Annotated in this window: 2 protein-coding genes; both read right to left on the minus strand. The window is 58.4% G+C overall.

Translation table 11 applies throughout. The annotated features are described in order from the left end of the window. Positions 1–6 precede the first annotated feature (6 nt). Positions 7–537 carry an IS630 family transposase gene (locus BW990_RS22155; RefSeq protein WP_076451426.1) on the minus strand — a complete coding sequence of 177 codons (531 nt, stop codon included), beginning with the start codon at positions 535–537 and terminating at the stop codon, positions 7–9. A 46-nt stretch (positions 538–583) separates the two neighbouring features. Next, positions 584–946, minus strand: a complete 363-nt coding sequence (locus tag BW990_RS22160) for a COG3415 family protein (protein ID WP_234990337.1) — start codon at positions 944–946, stop codon at positions 584–586. Positions 947–1,052 lie beyond the last annotated feature (106 nt).

A 1,052-nucleotide genomic window follows, 5' to 3' on the forward strand; every position in this document is an offset into this window, starting at 1 on the left:
TTGCGTTCAATCAGTTTCATAGCCTGCGGCCTTGAAGAAGTTGTAGCACTCTTCCTCAGTGAAGAGATCGCAGACATTGCCAACGACCCGCCAGAGGTCATCGTATGTTCGCGCGGCGGCCCGGCGGATCAACGCCTTGAGCTTGGAAAATGCCATTTCAATGGGGTTCAGATCCGGGCTGTAGGGCGGCAGGAAGAGAAACCATGCACCGACCGAACGCATGGCATCTGCGGCCTTGGGGCTTTTGTGGGATGACAGGTTGTCGAGAATGATCACATGGCCGGCTTGCAAGGTTGGGGCCAATTGGGTCTCGACATAAAGCTCGAACAACTCGCGGTTCATCGCACCCTCGATCACCCAGGGCGCGTCCAGACGGTCGTGGCGGAGCGCCGCGATAAACGTTTGCGTGTTCCAGTGACCGAATGGGGCGTGGTCGATCAGGCGCGCGCCCTTGGGGGACCATCCAGTGGTCTTGGCCATGTTCGTCTTGAGCGAGGTTTCGTCAATGAAACCGATGCGTGGCAACAGGTTGGCCATGAACGGTTGCCGTCGCGTGATCCAGATATGGCGCGCCTGGCGGACCTCAGGCCGCTTTTGTTCGACGGCTTGCAGGCCTTTTTTTATGCGTCAGGCCGAGACTGCGCAGGGTGCGCCAGACCGACACGCGATGGACCGTCATCTGGTGCTCCTCAGCAATTTCCAGCACCAGATCATCCAGCGTGAGATCGGGTTTGGCTGTCATCCGCACCGCGATCCAGTCCCGCAGACGGGCCAACTTTCCATGCCCGCCGCCATTACCTTGTCGGCGCGGCTCAAGCTCACCTGTCTCACGTTTCAGGATCACCATATCGTTTACGAACTTCACCGAAACCCGAAACCGCGCGGCGGCTGCGCGGTGCGAATGCCCTTCCTCCACAAACGCGACGACCCTCTCACGCAGAGCCATAGGATGTGGTTTGCCCATCTCCAACCCCCATATCTGCCATGCAGATAGGGAATCACAAATCAAGCCTCATGGGAATCCTGAATCAGAAAGCTCGCAACCCGCTCTA

This window comes from Roseivivax lentus, from assembly GCF_900156805.1.
Taxonomy (GTDB): Bacteria; Pseudomonadota; Alphaproteobacteria; order Rhodobacterales; family Rhodobacteraceae; genus Roseivivax; species Roseivivax lentus.